This window comes from Pseudomonas sp. WS 5412, assembly GCF_012985615.1.
Taxonomy (GTDB): domain Bacteria; phylum Pseudomonadota; class Gammaproteobacteria; order Pseudomonadales; family Pseudomonadaceae; genus Aquipseudomonas; species Aquipseudomonas shahriarae.
Genome location: NZ_JAARMB010000007.1, coordinates 171,621 through 191,877, shown reverse-complemented (window position 1 = coordinate 191,877; position 20,257 = coordinate 171,621). Strand labels below are relative to the sequence as shown.

The window sequence follows — 20,257 nt, the reverse complement described above, 5'->3', positions numbered from 1 at the left end:
TCCCCTCGCAAAAAAGTCAGGCCTTCTGGCTGTGCAGGTTTTTCATCGCACGGTTCCATTCACCGGCGAAGATATCCGGCAGCACGCCGAGGGCAAAGTCGATGCTGGCATCGAGTTTTTCCTGTTCGGCGCGTGGCGCACGACCCAGGACGAAATTTGAAACCATACTGGCAACGCCTGGGTGGCCAATGCCGAGCCGCAGACGGTAAAACGTATTCTGATTGCCCAACTGCGCAATGATGTCGCGCAGGCCATTATGACCGCCGTGGCCGCCGCCTTGCTTGAGCTTGGCAACGCCGGGTGGCAGGTCCAGTTCGTCATGGGCCACCAGGATTTCTTCGGGTTTGATCCGGAAGAAGCCCGCAAGCGCCGCGACAGCCTGGCCGCTGCGGTTCATGTAGGTGGTGGGAATCAGCAGACGAACATCCTGACCCTGATGCGAGAAGCGTCCGGTCAGGCCAAAATATTTGCGATCGGCCACCAGATTGATGCCTTGGGCGTGGGCGATGCGCTCAACAAAAAGGGCCCCCGCGTTGTGCCGGGTCTGTTCGTATTCGGCGCCTGGATTTCCCAGGCCAACGATCAGTTTAATGGCAGTCACGACAGGGGCCCTTCCTTTGGAGTTGTGGATAACATCGCCGCAACCTCATTGCGGCGAAAGTGGACGACAGGAGCTCACTTATCCAGAGATAAACTTCGCGTTATCGCCCGCTTTCTCGCTACGTTTCGGTCCGCGATGTTTCCTCAAGCTCCGGCATTACAGAGTGAATTACTCTGCAGCGCCTTCTTCAGCTTCTGGAGCAACACGTGGAGCGTGGACGTTGGCAACAGCCTTGTCATCACCGTGAGCCAGAGCAACGAACTCAACGCCTTTAGGGGCCTTGAGGTCGGACAGGTGAACGATGTCACCGATTTCCAGAGCCGACAGGTCGACTTCGATGAACTCAGGCAGGTCTTTAGGCAGGCAGGTCACTTCGATCTCGGCGATAAGGTGCGAGACTTCGCCGCCTTTCTTGACCGGAGCTTCTTCACCAACAAAGTGCACAGGTACGATAGCGGTCAGTTTCTGACCTGCTACGACGCGTACGAAGTCAGCGTGCAGCACGTGACCTTTAGCTGGGTGACGTTGCAGGGCCTTGATGATGACGTTCTGCTTTTTGCCGCCAACGTTCAGCTCGATGATGTGGCTGTAGGCCGCATCGTTTTCGAGCAGTTTGGCAATTTCTTTAGCCAGCATGCTGATGGACTCAGGGGCTTTTTCGCCACCGTAGACTACAGCTGGAACCAGGCTTGCGAGACGACGCAGGCGGCGGCTCGCACCTTTCCCCAGGTCGGAACGCAGTTCAGCATTCAAAGTAAAATCGTTCATGTTGTATCTCCAAAATAACCACATTCGCCCCAGCGTTTGCGACCAGCGCTAAAGGCGATATGGGCAAAAAAGCCCCGCCCCAGCATTGTGCTGGGGCGGGGCGCTTTTCGTCAGGTTGATGCCGCCAGGGTTTGACCCTTAGCGGAACATCGCGCTGATCGATTCTTCATTGCTGATACGGCGAACCGCCTCAGCAACAACCGGTGCGATATCCAGTTGACGGATACGTGCACAGGCTTGAGCAGCAGCGGACAACGGGATGGTGTTAGTCACCACCAGTTCGTCCAGCACAGAGTTCTCGATGTTCTCGATCGCTCGGCCCGACAGCACAGGGTGTGTGCAGTAGGCGAAGACTTTAGCCGCACCGTGCTCTTTCAAGGCTTTTGCCGCGTGGCACAAGGTGCCGGCGGTATCAACCATGTCATCGACCAGAATACAGGTACGCCCTTCGACATCACCGATGATATGCATCACTTCAGAGTGATTGGCTTTCTCGCGGCGTTTGTCGATGATCCCGAGGTCCACGCCCAGGGATTTGGCAACAGCCCGTGCACGCACGACGCCACCAATGTCCGGGGACACGATCATCAGGTTTTCAAAGCGCTGGTCTTCGATGTCATCCACCAGAACGGGGGAGCCGTAGATGTTATCTACCGGAATATCGAAGAACCCCTGGATTTGGTCAGCGTGCAGGTCAACCGTGAGAACACGGTCGATACCTACCACGGTCAGCATGTCAGCGACGACTTTCGCGCTGATAGCCACACGTGCGGAACGCGGACGGCGATCCTGACGGGCATAACCAAAGTAAGGGATTACAGCTGTGATTCGAGTCGCTGAGGAGCGGCGGAAGGCATCAGCCATCACGACGAGTTCCATCAGGTTATCGTTGGTCGGAGCGCAAGTCGGCTGAATAATGAAAACATCTTTACCGCGGACATTTTCATTGATCTCGGCTGTAATTTCGCCGTCGGAAAACTTACCGACAGAGATGTCACCGAGAGGGATATGCAGCTGACGTACGACACGTCGAGCCAGATCGGGGTTAGCGTTCCCCGTAAAGACCATCATCTTGGACACGCGCAGTACCTAGAGGCTGAGGGTAACCTGGATGAGTATAGAAAATGGCAGGGGCGGCTGGATTCGAACCAACGCATGGCAGGATCAAAACCTGCTGCCTTACCGCTTGGCGACGCCCCTGTATCTGTTGCAACGAGTACCCAGTACTCGGTTCCTTTAGAGCAGACTTTGCAGCTTGCGATGCAACATCGAAACGTTGCTTCCCTTTGCTACAAACCCTGTAAGGGTCTCTGTAAGAAGGGCCGAGACTTTATCAGCTTCAGCTTTGCTTGGGAAGCCCCCAAACACACAACTTCCAGTTCCGGTGAGTTTTGCTTCGGTAAATTTACCTAACAAATTCAATGCGTTACGTACATCTGGATAACGCCTTGCTACCACCGGTAAGCAGTCATTTCGACTGTTTCCCTTGGGAACGGGGCGCACTTTAATGGGAGAAGAGTTACGTGTCAACAACGGATCTGAAAAAATTTCTGCTGTACTTACAGATACTTGCGGAACAAGCACGACATACCACGGCTCTTCGGGGTCTACAGGGGTGAGTTTTTCCCCTACACCCTCAGCAAATGCGGCGTGTCCACGCACAAAAACCGGGACGTCGGCGCCCAGGGTCAGGCCCAGTGCGGCCAGGCGATCTTCATCCCAGCCAAGCTGCCACAAGTGATTGAGGCCGAGCAGGGTGGTCGCGGCATTCGAGCTGCCACCACCGATACCGCCACCCATGGGCAGGATTTTGTCGATCCAGATATCAATGCCCAGCGGGCAACCGGATTGTTCCTGAAGTTTTTTTGCGGCCTTCACGATCAGATTGCTGTCATGGGGCACGTCGGCAAATTCGGTGTGCAGCTGAATCACGCCATCGTCGCGCACGGCGAAGGTCATCTCATCGCCATAATCGAGAAATTGAAACAGCGTCTGCAACTCGTGGTAGCCGTCTTCACGACGTCCGAGGATGTGCAGCATCAGATTGAGCTTGGCCGGGGAGGGCAGGGTCAGGCGTTCGCTCATGTCACTGCCCCAGCTTGCGTGGTTGCCAGTCCTTGATCACCAGCGTGACGTCAAGGTTGGAGCCGTGCAGCTTGATGCGTTCGGGCAGCCAGTAGCCACTTTGTTCCACATAGCTGAGGTATTCGACCCGCCAGCCATCCTGCTCCAGGGTGGCCAGGCGGCTGTCGCCATTGAGGCTCAGACGGCTCTTGCTCTCGGGCGCGGGCAGGCCGCGAACCCACCAGACCAAATGGGAGACCGGCAGCTTCCAGCCGACCTGCTCTTCAAGCAAGGCTTCCGGCGATGGCGCTTCGTAGCGGCCCTGGTTGGCCACTTCCAGGCTCACTTGCCCCGGTCGACCGGTCAGGCGCGCAGCACCGCGACCCAGGGGGCCAGAAAGGCGGATGTCGTAATAGTCCTGGCGTTGCAGCCAGAACAAGGTGCCGCTGCCCGAATCCTTCGGGGCGCGAACCCCGATCTTGCCTTCGATCTGCCAGCCATCAATGCTGCTGAGCTGATCCTTATGCTGTCGCCACTGTGCCGGGTTGCCCTGGCCTTCGACGGACTCACGGGCACCGAAGCCCGCACAACCGGCGAGCAGGGCGATAAAACTGAAAACGATGGCGTGGCGCAAAAACATAGAATTAAAGAGTCTCGGATCCGGTCAGGCGCTTGATGGTGCTGCGCAGGATAGGGCTGTCGGGTTGTTCCTTGAGGAACTTGCCCCAGATTTGTCGGGCTTCGCGTTGTTTGCCCTGGGCCCAGAGCACTTCGCCCAGGTGCGCGGCGACTTCCTGGTCGGGGAATCGCTCCAGGGCCTGGCGCAGCAGGCGTTCGGCTTCATCGAGGTTGCCCAGGCGGTAGTTCACCCAGCCCAGGCTGTCCAGCACTGCCGGGTCTTCCGGGTTGAGCTGGTGCGCCTGTTCGATCAGAGCCTTGGCCTCGGCATAGCGCGTCGTACGGTCTGACAAGGTGTAACCCAGGGCGTTCAGTGCCATGGCATTGTCCGGGTCGCGCTTGATGATCAGGCGCAGGTCTTTTTCCATCTGCGCCAGGTCGTTGCGTTTTTCGGCCAGCATGGCGCGGGTGTACAGCAGGTTCAGGTCGTCGGGGTATTGCAGCAGGGCCTGGGCGAGGATTTTCCAGGCGCGCTCCCCCTGATTGTTGGCCGACAAGGTTTCGGCCTGGATCAGATACAGCTGGATGGCGTAGTCCGGCTCGGCATCGCGGGCGGCGGCCAGGCGTTTTTCGGCTTCGTCGGTGCGGCCGTTATTCATCAGGATATCGGCCTGGCGCAGTTGTGCCGGCAGATAGTCATTGCCGGGGCCGACCTGGGCGTACTCGATCAGCGCGCCTTGCGGGTCATCCCGTTCTTCGGCGATGCGCCCCAGGTTCAGGTGGGCCGAATCGACATGGCTTTCCCGCGCGATCAGGTCTTCCAGGTAGCCCTTGGCCTCTTCCCAGGCCTTGGCTTCCAGGCAGACCAGCGCCAGGGAATAACGCAATTCGTCATCGTCCGGGTATTGCTGGACCAGGCTTGCGAACTCCACCTTGGCGTCTTCCATGCGGTCCTGTTCTACCAGCATGCGCGCATAAGTCAGGCGCAGACGCTTGTCGTCCGGATACTTCTTGATGCTTTTTTGCAGCAGCGGCAAGGCTTCCTTACCGCGGTTGAGGCTTTGCAGCAGGCGCGCGCGCAGCAGCAGCGGGGCGATCTCACCTTCTTCCGGCGGGTTTTGCTCCAGCAGCTTGAGGGCCGCTTGCGGTTCGTCATCCTGTTGCAGCAGCAGCGCCTTGCCAAATACCAGTTGGCCATTGCTCGGGTGCTTTTGCAGCAGGCGGTCGAAACTCTTCATCAGGCCATCGCGGGTGTCCTGGTCGGTGTCGGCAGCAGACAGGGCGAGGAAGTCGAAATGGGTATCGCCCTTGCCCTGCAAGACTTTCTCCATATAAACCATGGAGTCGTCGTAGCGCCCGGCACGCGCCAGCTGGATTGCCGCAGCGCGTTGGGCTTCGAGGTCGTCCGGGGCGTTTTTCGCCCAGATCAGCGCGGTGTCCAGGGCGGCCTGGTCGGCGCCCAGGTATTCGGCGATGCGAAACGCGCGCTCGGAAATCCCCGGGTCCTGGGTGTTGATGGCCTGGGTCACGTAGTTATCCAGGGCAATGTCGAAACGATTGCGCTGGCCGGCCAGCTCCGCGCTCAGCAGGCTGAACACCGTTTCTTCGCTGAACGAGGAATAAACCTTGGGCTTTTCAGGGGCGGGGGTGTTGTCTTCCACCGGCGCAGGACTCTGCGGCGATACGGGGGCCATGGACTGGCAGCCGCCTAGGAAGGCAAGGGCAAGGAGCAACGCGGAAGATCTATTCATATAGGAAGAGGACGACTAACCTGCGGTCGGATCATCATGACACAAGCCCTCGGCCAAACATAACCGAGTCTCAATTGGCGCCTTTATAGGCATAGGGCATTAGGACAATAGACGACGGTGGTTGTTCTGAATCAGTCGAAGTAGGACAATTGTCGGCTTCTCGACATCATCAGCGATATTGAATGGCCTTCCTTGCTCTGGGTATCAACCACAAGACTGCTTCTGTAGACGTCCGCGAGCGCGTGGCGTTTACCCCGGAGCAGTTGGTTGAGGCTTTGCAGCAGCTGTGCCGGCTCACCGACAGCCGCGAAGCTGCGATCCTTTCCACCTGCAACCGCAGCGAGCTCTATATAGAGCAGGAACATCTTTCGTCGGATGGGGTGCTGCGCTGGCTGGCTGATTACCACCATTTGAACCTGGATGACCTGCGCGCCAGCGCTTATGTGCATGAAGATGATGCGGCAGTTCGTCACATGATGCGTGTGGCGTCCGGGCTCGATTCGCTGGTGTTGGGCGAACCGCAGATCCTCGGCCAGATGAAATCGGCCTACGCCGTAGCCCGCGAAGCCGGGACCGTGGGGCCGTTGTTGGGGCGTTTGTTCCAGGCCACTTTCAACTCGGCCAAACAGGTGCGCACTGATACGGCCATCGGTGAAAACCCGGTCTCCGTGGCGTTTGCCGCCGTCAGCCTGGCCAAGCAGATTTTCAGCGACCTGCAACGCAGCCAGGCCCTGCTGATCGGCGCGGGCGAGACCATCACCCTGGTCGCCAGGCACCTGCATGACCTGGGCGTGAAGCGCATCGTGGTGGCCAACCGGACCCTGGAGCGCGCCAGCATCCTGGCCGAAGAGTTCGGCGCCCACGCCGTGTTGCTGGCCGATATTCCGGCCGAACTGGTGCGCAGCGATATCGTCATCAGTTCCACCGCCAGCCAGTTGCCGATCCTCGGCAAGGGCGCAGTGGAAAGCGCCCTGAAACTGCGCAAGCACAAGCCGATTTTTATGGTGGATATTGCCGTTCCCCGGGATATCGAGCCGGAAGTCGGCGAGTTGGACGACGTTTACCTCTATAGCGTCGACGATCTGCACGAAGTGGTCGCCGAAAACCTCAAGAGCCGCCAGGGCGCTGCCCAGGCTGCCGAGGAAATGGTCGCGATCGGCGCCGATGACTTTATGGTGCGCCTGCGCGAGCTGGCCGCCGTGGATGTGCTCAAGGCCTATCGCCAACAGGGCGAGCGCTTGCGTGACGAAGAATTGATCAAGGCCCAGCGCCTGCTGGCCAATGGCGGCAACGCTGAAGACATTTTGATGCAATTGGCCCGTGGCCTTACCAACAAGCTGTTGCATGCTCCCAGCGTACAGCTTAAAAAACTGACAGCCGAAGGCCGCCTCGATGCGCTGGCCATGGCCCAGGAACTCTTTGCCCTCGGAGAGGGCGCGTCAGACAGCTCTTCGGATAAAAAACCGCAATGAAAGCGTCACTGCTCAATAAACTGGACGTGCTCCAGGACCGTTTCGAAGAACTGACTGCCTTGCTCGGCGATGGCGAGGTTATTTCCGATCAGACCAAGTTCCGTGCCTATTCCAAGGAATACGCCGAAGTTGAGCCGATTGTCACCACCTATTCGCAACTGCTCAAAGTGCAGGCCGACCTCGAAGGTGCCCAGGCACTGCTCAAGGACAGCGACCCGGACATGCGTGAAATGGCCGTGGAAGAAGTCCGCGAAGCCAAAGATAAGCTCATCGAGTTGGAGGGCGACCTGCAACGCATGCTGCTGCCCAAAGACCCCAACGACGGGCGTAACGTATTCCTGGAAATCCGCGCCGGTACTGGCGGTGACGAGGCGGCGATCTTCTCCGGCGACCTGTTCCGCATGTATTCGCGCTATGCCGAGCGGCGCGGCTGGCGCGTGGAAATCCTCTCGGAGAACGAAGGGGAGCACGGCGGCTACAAGGAAATCATTGCCCGGGTCGAAGGCGAGAACGTCTACGGCAAGCTGAAATTCGAGTCCGGCGTGCACCGCGTACAGCGTGTGCCCGCCACCGAATCCCAGGGCCGTATCCACACCTCGGCCTGCACCGTGGCGGTATTGCCCGAGCCGGACGAGCAGGAAGCCATTGAAATCAACCCGGCAGACTTGCGGGTCGACACTTACCGCTCGTCGGGCGCCGGTGGCCAGCACGTCAACAAGACCGACTCGGCGATCCGCATCACCCACTTGCCGTCCGGCATTGTGGTGGAGTGCCAGGAAGAACGCTCCCAGCACAAGAACCGTGCGCGGGCCATGTCCTGGTTGTCGGCCAAGCTCAACGACCAGCAGACCAGCGCCGCCGCTAACGCCATTGCCAGTGAGCGCAAGTTGCTGGTGGGCTCGGGTGACCGTTCCGAACGCATTCGCACCTATAACTACGCCCAGGGCCGGGTTACCGACCATCGGGTCAACCTGACCCTGTATTCCCTGGACGAGATCCTTGCCGGTGGCGTGGACGCAGTGATCGAGCCGTTGCTCGCCGAATACCAGGCGGACCAACTGGCCGCGATAGGTGAATAAATGACCATTATTGCCAGCTTGCTGCGCGCCGCCGACCTGCCGGACTCGCCTACCGCGCGCCTGGATGTGGAGTTGTTGCTGGCCGCTGCCTTGGGCAAGTCCCGCAGCTACCTGCACACCTGGCCGGAAAAAATCGTCAGCAGCGAAGACGCGCTGCGCTTTGCCGACTACCTGCAACGTCGCCGCAGCGGCGAGCCGGTGGCCTATATCCTCGGCCAGCAAGGTTTCTGGAAGCTTGACCTGGAAGTCGCGCCGCACACCCTGATCCCGCGCCCGGACACCGAACTGCTGGTGGAAGCGGCCCTGGAGTTGTTGCCCGCGCCCCCGGCCAATGTCCTCGACCTGGGCACTGGCAGCGGCGCCATCGCCCTGGCCCTGGCCAGCGAGCGCCCGGCCTGGCGCGTGACGGCGGTGGATCGCGTGCTGGAAGCCGTGGCCCTGGCCGAGCGCAATCGCCAGCGCCTGCACCTGGAAAACGTCACGGTGTTCAATAGTCATTGGTTCAGCGCCCTCAAAGATCACACCTATCACCTGATCATCAGCAACCCGCCCTATATTGCCGACAGCGATCCGCACCTGGCGGCGGGCGATGTGCGTTTCGAGCCGGCCAGCGCATTGGTGGCCGGCCACGACGGCCTGGACGACCTGCGCCTGATCATCGCCCAGGCGCCGCAGCACCTGGAGGCCGGTGGCTGGTTGTTGCTCGAGCATGGTTACGACCAGGCTCCGGCCGTGCGCGACCTGCTGCTGGCGCAAGGTTTCGAAGAGGTCCACAGCCGTATCGACCTCGGCGGCCATGAGCGCATCAGCCTGGGACGCCGGCCGTGCTGACCGATCAGGAGCTGTTGCGCTACAGCCGGCAGATCCTGTTGCAACAGGTCGATATCGACGGCCAGTTACGCCTGAAAAACAGCCGCGTGCTGATTGTCGGCCTTGGCGGCCTGGGCGCTCCGGTGGCCTTGTACCTGGCAGCGGCCGGCGTCGGTGAGCTGCATCTGGCGGACTTTGACACCGTCGACCTGACCAACCTGCAACGCCAGATCATCCACGACACCGATAGCATCGGCCTGAGCAAGGTCGATTCCGCCATCGGCCGCTTGAGCGCGATCAACCCCGAGATCCGACTGATTGCCCACCGCACGGCGCTGGACGCTGATTCGTTGGCCGCCGCTGTGTCCAATGTGGACCTGGTGCTCGACTGTTGTGACAACTTCGCCACCCGCGAAGCGGTGAACGCGGCGTGCGTGGCAGCTGGCAAGCCCCTGGTCAGCGGCGCGGCGATTCGCCTCGAAGGCCAGCTTTCGGTGTTCGACCCGCGGCGTCCGGAAAGCCCGTGCTACCACTGCTTATATGGGCACGGCAGCGATACCGAGCTGACCTGCAGCGAAGCCGGCGTCGTCGGCCCGCTGGTGGGGTTGGTCGGCAGCCTGCAAGCCCTGGAAGCCCTGAAGCTGCTGGCTGGCTTTGGCACACCGCTGGTTGGGCGCCTGCTGTTGATCGACGCCCTGGGCACACGTTTTCGCGAACTGCGGGTCAAGCGCGATCCCGGTTGCAGCGTCTGCGGCAGCCAGCATGGTTAAGGATGCACCGATTGGTGTGTTCGACTCCGGCGTTGGCGGCCTGTCGGTGCTGGACGAAATTCATCGTTTATTGCCCCGTGAGTCGCTGCTGTACGTGGCGGATTGCGGGCATATCCCCTACGGCGAGAAAACCCCGGCGTTCATTCGCGAACGTTCGCGGGTGGTCGCGGAGTTTTTCCGCGAGCAGGGCGCCAAGGCCTTTGTGATCGCCTGCAACACGGCAACCGTAGCCGCGGTTGCGGACTTGCGTATTGATTATCCGGATTGGCCCCTGGTGGGCATGGAGCCGGCAGTCAAACCAGCCGCCGCCGCGACCCGCAGCGGGGTGATCGGGGTGCTCGCCACCACGGGCACCCTGCAAAGCGCCAAGTTCGCCGCGTTACTGGACCGCTTTGCCAGCGATGTGCGGGTGGTCACCCAACCCTGTCCGGGGCTGGTGGAGTTGATCGAGGCCGGCGACCTGGGCAGCCCGGCGCTGCGCCAGTTGCTGCAGGGGTACGTCACGCCGCTGGTCGAGGCCGGGTGCGACACCATCATCCTCGGTTGCACTCATTATCCTTTTCTCAAGCCATTGCTGGCGACGATGCTGCCACCGACGGTCATCCTGATCGACACCGGGGCGGCCGTGGCGCGTCAGTTGCAGCGTCTGCTGGGCGAGCGCCAGCTGCTGGCCGAGGGCAATCCTCGGGCTGCGCAGTTCTGGACCAGCGGTGATCCGCAGCATCTAAGAAATATCCTACCCACACTGTGGAAGTTCAGCGGCGTTGTGCGAAGCTTCGGTCTGTGAAAAATTCGTGAAATAGCGGGTTTTTTAGCTGAACTTCTGCGTAGTCCGTGATTTCTATAGCTCTTGATTAGCGGTACACAACCATACAACTTCGTTTGGAAAGGATGTTTCTTATGAAGCGCTTGTTCTGTTTGGCTGCGATTGCAGCCGCTGTGTTGGGACACTCGGTTTCGGCCCAGGCTGCCGGCCTGGAGTTTGCGGTAGGGCATACCAGCGATTCGACCATGACTTATCGTCTGGGCCTGCAATCGGACTGGGACAAGAGCTGGTGGCAGAGCGATGTGGGGCGCCTGACCGGCTACTGGAGCGGCGCTTATACCTTCTGGGACGGTGATGAACGGGCGAGTGTCAGCAGCCTGTCGTTTTCGCCGGTGTTTGTGTACGAATTCGCCGGCGAGTCGGTGAAACCCTATATCGAAGCGGGGATCGGCGTGGCGCTGTTCTCACGCACCCGGATCGAGGACAACAACATCGGCGGGGCCTTCCAGTTCGAAGACCGCCTGGGCTTCGGCTTGCGTTTTGCCGGCGGGCATCAGGTGGGGATCCGTGCCACGCACTATTCCAACGCAGGTATCAGTAGTCACAACGATGGTATCGAGAGCTATTCGTTGAACTACACCCTGCCGCTCTGATATTCCCCGGCACAGCAGAACCCATGTGGAAGCCGGGCTTGTGTGGGAGTCGGGCTTGCCCGCGATGCAGATGGCTCGGTGCTTCAGACAAACCGAAGTGATGCTATCGCAGGCAAGCCAGCTCCCACATAAGCCCGCTCCCCCATTTGAGCTCGGCAGTTTTCACGGTCAGCGGTAGACCGTCGCAATCCCCTGGCGCTCTTCAAGGCACTCCGGCGCGCCCATCTCGAACTCCCGGCAAATCAGCGGTCGCTTCTCATAGATAGTGCACATCATCGTGTCGCGATCCAGCGCCGCGCACCAGCCGTCGTCCAGGCGCAGCATGACTTCGCCGCCCCAATCGTCCGTGTCGATATAGCGATCAGGCACGCCAGTGTCGGTGATCAACATGACTTCCAGTTGGCAGCAGCAAGCTGCACACGTGGAGCACGTCACGGCGGGTTCGGCAATTTGAATGTGGGGAATGGTGGTCATAGGCGCGCAGTGTAAGGCAAGCCGGTCGGGCGCGTGTGAAAGCTCTGACGGACGTCAGCGCGCGAGCCGGTGCAGGCCAGGAAATACCACAGCCCACAGCAGTGCGATGGCCGCCAGGGTCGGGGCCGTGGCAAACCCGAAGCTCACGCCTGCCAACTGGCTACCGGCGTAGTACGACAGCGGCCCGCCCACTGCTCCCAGCAGGCTTGCGCGCCACCAGGGCCGGGCGCTCCAGGCCAGGCAGTGGCGCAAGGTAGTCGCCAGCAGCGCCCACAGCAAGATCAACCACAGAGGAATCAACGGGCCTGGATCACTGAATTCAAACACACCGGCCGTGCGCAACAGCGTGTCGAGCAGGGTGCCCAGCACGGTCACGCTCAAGATCAACCGCCCTTCAAAGGCCCACGAAGTTATCCACAGCAGGTGGATCGCCAGCACGCCCAGCCCGAGCAATAACCACAGGCTGTCGCCACCCATCACACAGGCAAACCAGCCGCACTGGAACAGCGCGGCATTGGCCAGGTTTTTAAGCATTGAAGCGCCCGAGCAGTGGTTGTGTCACCGCGCCAGGTTTGGCCAGCAGCAATTGCGCGGTGCCGATGGTGCGTTCCATAAAACCACCTTCGCAGTAGCACAGATAGAACTCCCACAACCGCAGGAAGTATTCGTCGTAGCCCAGTTCCGTGAGGCGGCCATGGGCACGGCGAAAATTCTCATGCCACAAGCGCAGGGTTCGCGCGTAATGCAGGCCGAAGTCTTCCATGTGCAGCAGGTTCATATCGGTGTCGCGACTGACAATCTGCAACATCTTCTGTACACAGGGCAGGGCGCCACCGGGGAAAATGTAGCGCTGGATAAAGTCGACGCTGCTCTTGGCCTGTTCATAGCGTTGTTCGCGGATGGTGATGGCCTGCAACAGCATCAGCCCGTCGCTCTTGAGCAAGTGCGCGCATTGCTTGAAGTAGGTGGGCAGGAAACGATGACCCACGGCCTCGATCATTTCAATGGACACCAGTTTGTCGTACTGCCCGCTCAAGTCGCGGTAGTCCTGCAACAGCAATGTCACCTGATTCTGCAAACCCAGGGCCTGGATGCGCTGTTCGGTGTAGGCAAACTGCTCTTTGGACAAGGTGGTCGTGGTGACCCGGCAGCCATACTGCTGCGCCGCGTACAGGGCCATGCTGCCCCAGCCGGTGCCGATTTCCAGCAGGTGGTCCGAAGGCTTGAGCGCGAGTTTCTGGCAGATGCGTTCGAGCTTGTTGAGCTGCGCCTGTTCCAGGGTGTCGTCGTCGGTGAGGAACTGCGCCGCCGAATACATCATGGTCGGGTCGAGAAACTCCTGGAACAGGTCGTTGCCCAGGTCGTAGTGAGCAGCGATGTTCTTTTGCGAGCCCTTGCGGGTATTGCGGTTGAGCCAGTGCAGGCCCTGGGTGAATGGGCGGGCCAACTTGGCCAGGCCGCCTTCCAGGGCATCCAGTACCTCAAGGTTGCTGACCATCACCCGCACCACCGCGGTCAGGTCCGGGCTACTCCAGTAACCATGAATAAACGCCTCGCCGGCGCCGATGGAACCGTTGGCGGCTACCAGGCCCCACACCGCCGGGTCGAGGATCTGGATTTCCCCCAGCAAGTGCGCCTCCCGTGCGCCGAACACCTGGCGCTCACCGTCCTCGACCACCACCAGTTGGCCGTGACGCAGGTTGCCGAGTTGACGCAGCACGGCCTTGCGCAACAACGCGCCGGTCAGGCCATTGACGTTCAGGCGATTGGATTTGACCGATAAGCTAGGGGATTTCATGGCGGCGATCCTTGGGATACCCAGTTGCACAGGCGCCATCGGCGGCCTGATGGGGGAAAATCGGTGTGCGTTTAAGCAGCAAGCGCAGGGCTTGCCAGTAAATTGCCAGGCCGGTCTTGGCGGTCATCCACGGGAAGCGCCACAAGTAGCGATGCAGGCTGGCGCGGTCCAGGGCTTCGCGTTGCAGGCTCAAGGTGGCGTCGAACACCTTGGTCTCGCCCTGCCAGTCGGCCATATGCACCCCCAGGCGCTGGCCGGGTGGGCTGAAGCTCATGCGGTATTCCAGGTCTCGGGGCAAGAACGGCGACACATGAAACGCCTTGGCCACCGCGAAATGCTGGTGCTCGCCGCCCGCCAGGGCGCGGGCCGGCAGCACGTAGTGATAGCGTTCGCGCCACGGGGTGTTGGTCACTTCACAGACAATCGCCGCCAGTTGCCCATCAGCCTCGAAGCAGTAAAAGAAACTCACCGGGTTGAACGCCAGGCCCCAACTGCGGACCTGGGTCAGCAGGCAGACAGTGCCCTGTGGGGTATGCCCCAACGCCGTACTGACCACCTGGCGCACGGCATCAGTCAAACAGGTGCCGTCGCGGGTCAATTCAGGCAGGTAGTCCTGCTGGCGCAATGAAAACGGCGCGAAGCGGCCACGGCCGGCGAACGGCGACAGCCCCAGCACCTGCTCCTGTTCGCTGAGGTCCAGGTACAGCAGGCCGATGCGATAGCGAAACGCATGCCCCTTGGCGGTAAATCGCCGATGGGCGATCCAGCCACTGTAGAGGGCGCTGTTCACAGGTTTTCCCCGAAGGCCTGGGCCACGCGCAGGGCACTGACCACGCCGTCTTCATGAAAGCCGTTGGCCCAGTAGGCCCCACAATAATAGGTGTGCTGGGCGCCATGCAGTTCTTCCCAGCGCGCTTGCGCCGCCACCGCCGCCAGGCTGTATTGGGGATGGGCATAGGTGTAGCGGGCAAGGATTTTCAGCGGGTTGATAATTGCTGTCTGATTGAGGCTCACGCAAAAGGTGGTGGGGCTGTCGATGCCTTGCAGGATGTTCATGGCGTAGGTGACGGCCGCTGGCTTGTGCATACTGGCGTCCAGTCGATAGTTCCAGCTGGCCCAGGCCAGTGGGCGATCGGGCAGCAAGCGGGTGTCGGTGTGCAGGGCCACGTCGTTGTCGGCGTAGGTTATTGCCCCAAGAATTTGCTGCTCAGCCTGGCTCGGGTCGTTCAGCAGGGCCAGGGCCTGGTCGCTGTGGCAGGCGAAGACGACCTTGTCGAAAATTTCGCGGCCATCGGCACTGTGGATGACCACACCTTCCAGTGTGCGCTCGACTTTTTGCACCGGGCAGTTGAGGCGGATCTGTTGGCGAAACGAATCGGTCAGGGGCTCGATATAACGGCTGGAACCGCCCTCGATCACACACCACTGCGGCCGATTGTTCACCGACAGCAGGCCGTGGTTCTTGAAGAAGCGCACGAAGAACTGCAGCGGAAACCCCAGCATGTCCGCCAGGGGCATCGACCAGATCGCCGCGCCCATGGGCACGATGTAGTGCCGGATAAAGCGTGGGCCGTAGTTGCCCGCCTGCAGGTATTCGCCCAGGGTCGTCTGTGCGCTGATGCGTTGCTCCTGCAAATCCAGCGGCGCCTGGCGATTGAAGCGCAGGATATCGCGCAACATCCCCCAGAAGCCGGGGGACAGGATATTGCTGCGCTGGGCGAACAGGCTGTTGAGGTTATTGCCGTTGTACTCGAGGTTTTCCTCTGGGGCACAGACCGAGAAGCTCATTTCGGTCGGTTTGAACGGCACGCCGATCTGCCTCAGCAAACGGATGAAGTTGGGGTAGGTCCAGTCGTTGAACACGATAAAGCCGGTGTCCACCGCGTAATGTCTGCCATCGACGGTCACGTCTACCGTATGGGTATGGCCACCAATCCGGTCGGCGGCTTCGAACAGGGTGATGTCGTGGCGGCGACTGAGCAGGTAGGCACTGGTCAGCCCGGAAATCCCACTGCCGATAATGGCGATCTTCACAGGTCGTCCTTTTGTGGCGGTGGGCTGCGCAGCATGCGCTTGCCGATGATCAGTTGCGCGCGGTTCGGCAGTTTCGACAAAGGCCAGAGGGTGGCAATAAACAGTGCCGGGAAGGCGATCTCTAGTGGGCGTTTTTCCAGTTTGCCGAAAATATGCCGCGCTGCCTTGTCGGCCGGCCAGCTCAAGGGCATCGGGAAATCATTGCGTTCGGTCAACGGCGTATCGACGAAGCCGGGGCTGACCACCGTGACATCAATGCCTTCGGGAGACAGGTCGATGCGCAGCGATTCGAACAAATAGCGCAGGCCTGCCTTGGACGCGCCGTAGGCTTCTGCGCGGGGCATCGGCAGGTAGGTGACGGCACTGGCGACGCCCACCAGGTGCGGGGTTGACCCGGCGCGCAGCAGCGGCAATGCGGCTTCGATGCAATAACTGCTAGCCAGCAGGTTGGTGCGCACCACGTGTTCGATAATCGACGCATCGAACTGCTTGGCATCCACATATTCGCAGGTGCCGGCATTCAGGATCACGGTGTCCAGGGCGCCCCAGGTTTGCATGATGTGCTCGCCGATTTCCCGTACCACCTGGCTGTTGGTCAAGTCGCCGGGGACCACCAGCACTTGCCCGGGGTAACGTTGCGCAAGTTGCTCCAGCGGTGCTTCGGTGCGCGCACTCAGCGCGACCTGCGCCCCACTGCCGAGCAACTCTTCGGCCAGGGCCGCACCGATACCGCTGCTTGCCCCGGTCAGCCAATAGCGGCGTGGCGATGTCAGGCTCATGCCATTCTCCCTTTCAACCAACGGATCAACCGGCCGAGTACCGGCAGGTGTTCGTAAAGCAGCGCTCCGGCATCAAAGTAATCGCGGTGCCGGTAAACCTTGTCGTGCCATAACAGGTGAGAGCAGCCTTGCACCTGAATCTGTTGGCCGCCCGCCAACCGCGGGTGGCAAAAGCTCATGGTCCAGCGCAGGTAACCTTCGCCTTCGGCCACGTGGTCGAAACCGTGGAAGTCAAAATGCAATGGGTCGACGTTGCTGTAAAGCTCGGCAAAGTACGCCTTCAGCGCGCTGATGCCGTGGACCTGGTGCAGTGGATCGGTAAACGCTATGTCCTGGCTGTACAGGCTGTCGAGCCGGTGCAGGTTGTGTTTGTCCAGGGTGGCGAAGGACTCGGCGAACTGGCGCAGGAAATCACTCATACACACCCCCTGCCGCCTGGCGTGAGGGCAGGGCACGAAAGGCCGCCAGCGCCCGCTCGCGGGAAGACTTCAGATCGACGATGGGCCGTGGGTAGTCGGCCACGCCAAACAGCCCGCCGACAGCGTCGGGGTTGTGCACTTCCTTTTTGTTCAATCCCGCCAGTTGTGGCAGCCACTGCTTGATAAAACGCCCTTCGCCATCGAATTTCTCGGACTGGCTCAACGGGCTGAAAATGCGGAAGTACGGTGCCGAGTCGGTGCCGGTGGACGAACTCCATTGCCAGCCGCCGTTATTGGCCGCCAGATCGCCGTCGATCAAGTGGCGCATAAAAAAGCGCTCGCCTTCGCGCCAGTCGATCAGCAGGTTCTTGGTCAGAAACATCGCCACCACCATGCGCAGGCGGTTATGCATCCAGCCGGTTTCCAAGAGCTGGCGCATCGCGGCATCAATGATCGGCAGGCCGGTGCGTGCCTCTTGCCAGGCGGCCAGATCAGCGGGAGCGTGGCGCCAGGCCACAGCTTCGGTTTCCGGGCGAAAGGCACGATGGCGCGACACCTGTGGGTAACCCACCAGGATATGTTTGTAGAACTCGCGCCACAGCAACTCGTTGATCCAGGTGATTGCGCCGATGTCGCCGCTTTCGAATTCACCCTGGTTACTTTGCAGCGCCGCATGCAGGCACTGGCGTGGCGAAATCACGCCGGCGGCGAGGTACGCAGACAGTTGGCTGGTGCCGGGCTTGGCCGGGAAGTCGCGTTCATCCTTGTAATAGCTGATTTGTGCGTCGGCAAACTGGGCAAGGCGTCGCTGCGCCTCGTCTTCACCGGCCGGCCAAAGGGCGCGCAGGGTGTCGCTGGGCGGGGCAAATCCCTTGACCTGCTCGGGAACTGCATCACTGGCGAACGGCAGCGCGGCCTGCGCCTTGGGCGTCGCCACCCGGCGCGGCAGGGCACTGTGCAGGCGGTTGTAACAGACCTTGCGAAACTGGCTGAACACCTGGAAGTAAGTGCCGGTCTTGGTCAATACGCTGCCAGGCTGGAACAGCAATTGGTCCAGATAGCTGTGAAACCCCACCCCGTGTGCTTCCAGAGCCTGGGCCACGGCGGCATCGCGCCGGCTTTCGTGGATCCCGTATTCTTCGTTGGTGTGCACGCTCTCGACTGACAGGGCCTGGCACACCCGCACCAGTACCTGTGGCACCTGGTCCCAAGTGTCGGCATGGCGGATCAGCAGGGGAATATTCAGCTCTCCCAGGGCCAGGCTCAGGGCCTTGAGGTTGCGCAGCCAGAAGTCCACCTTGCACGGCGCATCGTCATGGGCCAGCCACTGATCGGCGGTAATCAGGTACACCGCCGCTGTCGGGCCGCGCTGGCAGGCGGCAGCGAGGGCGGTGTTGTCATGCAGGCGCAGGTCGCTGCGCAGCCAGATCAGATGCATTAGAGAAGCCCACGCTGGATCAGGAGCTGATGGGCCGACAAGGGGTCTTCGGCCAGCACCAATTGAGGGGTGTCCTGAGTTAATACGGATAACTCGGCTTGATGGATGCACACCGTTGGTCCGGCAATCAGGATCGGGCAGTGGGTGCCGCTCAGCAGTTTCGGCAAGGTCGCTAAATGGAGGGCCTTGCTCGAGTACAGCAGCACGGCGCGCGGTTGCAGGTGCTCGACGGCCAGGGCCAGTTCGCCGGTAGGTAACGGCCAGTCGAAAACTTCCACCGGGCAATCGGCGCTGCTGGCCAGCCAGGCGCTCAGCCACAGGTGCGGTTCGAGCGGCAGGTCGGAATGGTTGATCAGCAACAATGGCGGGCCGTTGAGCTGGCGGTTGTTGTGATACATCCGTGCGCCGAACTTGCTGCGCAGCCAGGAATGGAAAAACACCCGCTCCATCTGCGCGCCGAACTGGCCTTGCCAGCGCTGCTCCAGCTCCTTGAGCAGTGGCAACAGCAGTTGCTCGCACAGGGTACGCGGTGGGTAAAGGGCCATGGCCTGGTTGAACACGTCGTCGACCCGGCGCTCGGCCAGTTGACCGATGGCCTGGATCAAGGTCTGGCGCAGGTTCTGCCATTCGTTTTCGACGCAGTCGTCCACCGGCTGGGCGTTGTCGATCAACTGCTTGACCTGGCTTACCGGTACGCCTCGGTTGAGCCACGTCAGGATAGTCTGGATACGCTGCACATGGTCGGCGTTGAACAGCCGATGGCCCTTGGGCGTACGCTGCGGCACGATCAGGCCGTAACGCCGTTCCCAGGCGCGCAGGGTCACCGCGTTGACCCCGGTCTGGCGGGCCACTTCGCGAATCGGCAGCCAGCCTTGTTCCAGGGCCAGGGCCACATCTTCGACGGGTTGGGCAGGGGGTTGCGGGGAAACATTCATGGGTTAGATCGCATTACGCAGGCTGAGATTTTCCGGATGCGGTTGCAGGTAGGCCTGCTGCGCGATGTAGCGGTCCGGGTGTTGGCGAAAGTGATGCTTGAGCAAGGTCAGCGGCACGACCAGCGGCACGATGCCTTGCCGGTATTGGCTGATCAGTGCCTGTATTTCCTGTTTGTCTGCGGCGCTCAGGGCCTGCTTGAGGTAACCGCTGATGTGCTGCAACACATTGGAATGGGTGCCACGGGTGGCGCACTTTTTCAGGGCCGTCATCAGCTCGCTGAAATACTCGGCGGCCAGCACTGGCAGGTCACAGTCCTTGCTCATGCTGCCCAGCAGGTTGCCCAGGCTTTTGTAGTGGGCCGGACTATGGGCCATCAGCAGGTATTTATAGCGCGAGTGGAAGGCCAGCAGCTGGTGACGGGTCAGACCCTGCGCCAGCAATTGTTGCCATGTGGCATAGACAAAGACCCGGGTCAGGAAATTTTCCCGCAGCACCGGGTCGTGCAGGCGGCCATCTTCCTCCACCGGCAGGTTGGGATGGCGTGCGCAGAATGCCTGGGCATAGATGCCGCGCCCACCGCCCTCGGCCGGGGTGCCGTTGTCGCGGTAGACCTTGACCCGTTCCAGGCCGCAGGACGGTGATTTCTGCATGAAGATATAGCCGCACAGGTCCGTATGTTCGGCGGCCATGCGCTGGCCGTACTCATCCAGTGCGCCGGTCACATTCAGTTCGCGGTGGACCGTGCCCACGGCTTGCGGCTGGAGTGGGTCGCCCACCAGGCGAATCGGCTCACGGGGGATGCCCAGGCCAATAGCGACTTCGGGGCACAGTGGCACGAAGTCGAAATAGTCACTGAGTGTCTGGCTGCACAGGGGGGATTGTTTGTGCCCGCCGTTGAAGCGCACGTTTTCGCCGAGCAGGCAGGCGCTGATGGCGATTTTTGGTTTGCCGGTGACGGACACGTTGCAGGACATGGCAAAGCCTCGACAAGATTCCTGTACAGTTTATGTTTTCTGTACAACTAATC

At 60.8% G+C, this 20,257-nt stretch carries 22 protein-coding genes and 1 tRNA gene; 6 read left to right on the top strand and 17 right to left on the bottom strand.

Annotated features, from left to right (window positions below):
* Positions 1–16: 16 nt before the first annotated feature.
* The 7 genes from pth to HBR94_RS12220 all read right to left on the bottom strand — a co-directional run bounded on the left by pth (position 17) and on the right by HBR94_RS12220 (position 5,802).
* Positions 17–601 (bottom strand): aminoacyl-tRNA hydrolase, encoded by a 585-nt coding sequence (pth, locus tag HBR94_RS12250; RefSeq protein WP_032857782.1) that lies wholly within the window; start codon positions 599–601, stop codon positions 17–19.
* A gap of 168 nt (positions 602–769) precedes the next feature.
* Positions 770–1,369 (bottom strand): 50S ribosomal protein L25/general stress protein Ctc, encoded by a 600-nt coding sequence (locus tag HBR94_RS12245; RefSeq protein WP_115127431.1) that lies wholly within the window; start codon positions 1,367–1,369, stop codon positions 770–772.
* 138 nt (positions 1,370–1,507) lie between these two features.
* Entirely contained in the window at positions 1,508–2,449 is a 942-nt protein-coding gene (locus HBR94_RS12240; protein WP_003171603.1) for a ribose-phosphate pyrophosphokinase, read from the bottom strand.
* A 45-nt stretch (positions 2,450–2,494) separates the two neighbouring features.
* A tRNA-Gln gene (locus HBR94_RS12235) sits at positions 2,495–2,569 on the bottom strand.
* Between the two features lie 36 nt (positions 2,570–2,605).
* A complete protein-coding gene (ispE, locus tag HBR94_RS12230; protein WP_115127432.1) occupies positions 2,606–3,454 on the bottom strand; it encodes a 4-(cytidine 5'-diphospho)-2-C-methyl-D-erythritol kinase in 849 nt (282 codons plus the stop codon).
* Between the two features lies 1 nt (position 3,455).
* Positions 3,456–4,073: a lipoprotein insertase outer membrane protein LolB gene (gene lolB / locus HBR94_RS12225; RefSeq protein WP_057437742.1), complete on the bottom strand. Its 618-nt coding sequence runs from the start codon at positions 4,071–4,073 to the stop codon at positions 3,456–3,458.
* Between the two features lie 4 nt (positions 4,074–4,077).
* Positions 4,078–5,802, bottom strand: a complete 1,725-nt coding sequence (locus HBR94_RS12220; protein WP_115127433.1) for a tetratricopeptide repeat protein — start codon at positions 5,800–5,802, stop codon at positions 4,078–4,080.
* A 182-nt stretch (positions 5,803–5,984) separates the two neighbouring features.
* Here HBR94_RS12220 and hemA point away from each other — a divergent pair, with 182 nt between their 5' ends.
* From hemA to HBR94_RS12190, 6 genes are all read left to right on the top strand, one after another.
* Positions 5,985–7,274, top strand: a complete 1,290-nt coding sequence (gene hemA / locus HBR94_RS12215; protein ID WP_170044861.1) for a glutamyl-tRNA reductase — start codon at positions 5,985–5,987, stop codon at positions 7,272–7,274.
* On the top strand, positions 7,271–8,353 hold the full coding sequence (gene prfA, locus HBR94_RS12210; RefSeq protein WP_057437746.1) for a peptide chain release factor 1: 1,083 nt from the start codon (positions 7,271–7,273) through the stop codon (positions 8,351–8,353). Before hemA ends, prfA begins: the two co-directional genes overlap by 4 nt.
* On the top strand, positions 8,354–9,184 hold the full coding sequence (gene prmC, locus HBR94_RS12205; RefSeq protein WP_170044860.1) for a peptide chain release factor N(5)-glutamine methyltransferase: 831 nt from the start codon (positions 8,354–8,356) through the stop codon (positions 9,182–9,184).
* Entirely contained in the window at positions 9,178–9,933 is a 756-nt protein-coding gene (locus HBR94_RS12200; protein ID WP_120731660.1) for a molybdopterin-synthase adenylyltransferase MoeB, read from the top strand. The genes prmC and HBR94_RS12200 overlap by 7 nt, the downstream gene beginning before the upstream one ends.
* Entirely contained in the window at positions 9,926–10,720 is a 795-nt protein-coding gene (murI, locus tag HBR94_RS12195; RefSeq protein WP_057437752.1) for a glutamate racemase, read from the top strand. The genes HBR94_RS12200 and murI overlap by 8 nt, the downstream gene beginning before the upstream one ends.
* Before the next feature lie 113 nt (positions 10,721–10,833).
* Positions 10,834–11,352, top strand: coding sequence for an acyloxyacyl hydrolase (locus HBR94_RS12190; protein ID WP_057437754.1), 519 nt, complete (start codon positions 10,834–10,836; stop codon positions 11,350–11,352).
* Positions 11,353–11,520: 168 nt separating this feature from the next.
* Here HBR94_RS12190 and HBR94_RS12185 read toward each other — a convergent pair whose 3' ends face one another.
* Genes HBR94_RS12185 through HBR94_RS12140 form a run of 10 tightly spaced genes read right to left on the bottom strand, consistent with a single transcriptional unit; the run spans position 11,521 to position 20,192 of the window.
* A complete protein-coding gene (locus HBR94_RS12185; protein ID WP_057437756.1) occupies positions 11,521–11,826 on the bottom strand; it encodes a YkgJ family cysteine cluster protein in 306 nt (101 codons plus the stop codon).
* Positions 11,827–11,880: 54 nt separating this feature from the next.
* Positions 11,881–12,360: a DUF2878 domain-containing protein gene (locus HBR94_RS12180; RefSeq protein WP_057444544.1), complete on the bottom strand. Its 480-nt coding sequence runs from the start codon at positions 12,358–12,360 to the stop codon at positions 11,881–11,883.
* On the bottom strand, positions 12,353–13,624 hold the full coding sequence (locus HBR94_RS12175) for a cyclopropane-fatty-acyl-phospholipid synthase family protein (protein WP_170044859.1): 1,272 nt from the start codon (positions 13,622–13,624) through the stop codon (positions 12,353–12,355). Before HBR94_RS12175 ends, HBR94_RS12180 begins: the two co-directional genes overlap by 8 nt.
* Positions 13,611–14,414: a DUF1365 domain-containing protein gene (locus HBR94_RS12170; protein WP_057958306.1), complete on the bottom strand. Its 804-nt coding sequence runs from the start codon at positions 14,412–14,414 to the stop codon at positions 13,611–13,613. The genes HBR94_RS12175 and HBR94_RS12170 overlap by 14 nt, the downstream gene beginning before the upstream one ends.
* Complete coding sequence (locus HBR94_RS12165) at positions 14,411–15,658, bottom strand: FAD-dependent oxidoreductase (RefSeq protein WP_057444542.1); 1,248 nt, start codon at positions 15,656–15,658, stop codon at positions 14,411–14,413. Before HBR94_RS12165 ends, HBR94_RS12170 begins: the two co-directional genes overlap by 4 nt.
* Complete coding sequence (locus HBR94_RS12160) at positions 15,655–16,437, bottom strand: SDR family NAD(P)-dependent oxidoreductase (protein ID WP_170044858.1); 783 nt, start codon at positions 16,435–16,437, stop codon at positions 15,655–15,657. Before HBR94_RS12160 ends, HBR94_RS12165 begins: the two co-directional genes overlap by 4 nt.
* Positions 16,434–16,856, bottom strand: a complete 423-nt coding sequence (locus HBR94_RS12155; RefSeq protein WP_057437765.1) for a nuclear transport factor 2 family protein — start codon at positions 16,854–16,856, stop codon at positions 16,434–16,436. The genes HBR94_RS12160 and HBR94_RS12155 overlap by 4 nt, the downstream gene beginning before the upstream one ends.
* Positions 16,849–18,294, bottom strand: coding sequence for a deoxyribodipyrimidine photo-lyase (gene phrB, locus HBR94_RS12150; protein ID WP_170044857.1), 1,446 nt, complete (start codon positions 18,292–18,294; stop codon positions 16,849–16,851). The genes HBR94_RS12155 and phrB overlap by 8 nt, the downstream gene beginning before the upstream one ends.
* The gene (locus tag HBR94_RS12145; RefSeq protein ID WP_170044856.1) at positions 18,294–19,229 is read right to left on the bottom strand and encodes a MerR family transcriptional regulator; all 936 of its coding nucleotides are present in this window, start codon (positions 19,227–19,229) and stop codon (positions 18,294–18,296) included. The genes phrB and HBR94_RS12145 overlap by 1 nt, the downstream gene beginning before the upstream one ends.
* A gap of 3 nt (positions 19,230–19,232) precedes the next feature.
* Positions 19,233–20,192, bottom strand: coding sequence for a DUF523 and DUF1722 domain-containing protein (locus HBR94_RS12140; protein WP_170044892.1), 960 nt, complete (start codon positions 20,190–20,192; stop codon positions 19,233–19,235).
* Between the last annotated feature and the right edge of the window lie 65 nt (positions 20,193–20,257).

Coding starts and splice junctions, on each gene's coding strand:
- HBR94_RS12185 (WP_057437756.1), bottom strand. CDS start 11,826: ATGACCACCATTCCCCACATTCAAATTGCCGAACCCGCCGTGACGTGC.
- HBR94_RS12190 (WP_057437754.1), top strand. CDS start 10,834: ATGAAGCGCTTGTTCTGTTTGGCTGCGATTGCAGCCGCTGTGTTGGGA.
- HBR94_RS12160 (WP_170044858.1), bottom strand. CDS start 16,437: ATGAGCCTGACATCGCCACGCCGCTATTGGCTGACCGGGGCAAGCAGC.
- ispE (WP_115127432.1), bottom strand. CDS start 3,454: ATGAGCGAACGCCTGACCCTGCCCTCCCCGGCCAAGCTCAATCTGATG.
- HBR94_RS12220 (WP_115127433.1), bottom strand. CDS start 5,802: ATGAATAGATCTTCCGCGTTGCTCCTTGCCCTTGCCTTCCTAGGCGGC.
- HBR94_RS12175 (WP_170044859.1), bottom strand. CDS start 13,624: ATGAAATCCCCTAGCTTATCGGTCAAATCCAATCGCCTGAACGTCAAT.
- lolB (WP_057437742.1), bottom strand. CDS start 4,073: ATGTTTTTGCGCCACGCCATCGTTTTCAGTTTTATCGCCCTGCTCGCC.
- HBR94_RS12155 (WP_057437765.1), bottom strand. CDS start 16,856: ATGAGTGATTTCCTGCGCCAGTTCGCCGAGTCCTTCGCCACCCTGGAC.
- hemA (WP_170044861.1), top strand. CDS start 5,985: ATGGCCTTCCTTGCTCTGGGTATCAACCACAAGACTGCTTCTGTAGAC.
- phrB (WP_170044857.1), bottom strand. CDS start 18,294: ATGCATCTGATCTGGCTGCGCAGCGACCTGCGCCTGCATGACAACACC.
- HBR94_RS12145 (WP_170044856.1), bottom strand. CDS start 19,229: ATGAATGTTTCCCCGCAACCCCCTGCCCAACCCGTCGAAGATGTGGCC.
- prmC (WP_170044860.1), top strand. CDS start 8,354: ATGACCATTATTGCCAGCTTGCTGCGCGCCGCCGACCTGCCGGACTCG.
- murI (WP_057437752.1), top strand. CDS start 9,926: ATGGTTAAGGATGCACCGATTGGTGTGTTCGACTCCGGCGTTGGCGGC.
- HBR94_RS12180 (WP_057444544.1), bottom strand. CDS start 12,360: ATGCTTAAAAACCTGGCCAATGCCGCGCTGTTCCAGTGCGGCTGGTTT.
- HBR94_RS12245 (WP_115127431.1), bottom strand. CDS start 1,369: ATGAACGATTTTACTTTGAATGCTGAACTGCGTTCCGACCTGGGGAAA.
- prfA (WP_057437746.1), top strand. CDS start 7,271: ATGAAAGCGTCACTGCTCAATAAACTGGACGTGCTCCAGGACCGTTTC.